This window comes from Pantoea sp. SIMBA_079 (assembly GCF_046940275.1).
In the GTDB taxonomy this organism is placed as follows: Bacteria; Pseudomonadota; Gammaproteobacteria; order Enterobacterales; family Enterobacteriaceae; genus Pantoea; species Pantoea borealis.
This window is the reverse complement of record NZ_JAWRYR010000781.1, coordinates 1-244: the sequence shown is the minus strand read 5'-3', so window position 1 is coordinate 244 and position 244 is coordinate 1. Positions and strand designations below refer to the sequence as shown.

Below are 244 nucleotides of genomic sequence, written 5' to 3'. Positions count from 1 at the left end.
AGGCAAGGAAGATCAGCAGAAGGATACGCGGCGGGTCGCTGAATACGACGGCAAACACCAGCACCACCGCCAGGATCGCCACGAACGGCACACGCCCCTTGAGGTCCAGCTCCTTGAAGCTGTTGTACTTGATGTTGCTGACCATCAGCATGCCAGCAGCAGCCACCAGCAGCCTACTGCTCACTTGTCAGAGCTTGTGACGATTCTTCGCGCCTCCAATTTGCCAGCAGCTGCAGAGCGCCAG

The 244-nt window shown here is 58.6% G+C and carries 1 pseudogene; it reads right to left on the bottom strand.

Annotation, left to right across the window (positions count from 1 at the left end):
- Positions 1–172 (bottom strand): annotated as a pseudogene (locus tag SB719_RS22075) (CDP-diacylglycerol--serine O-phosphatidyltransferase); the annotation flags it as partial.
- Between the last annotated feature and the right edge of the window lie 72 nt (positions 173–244).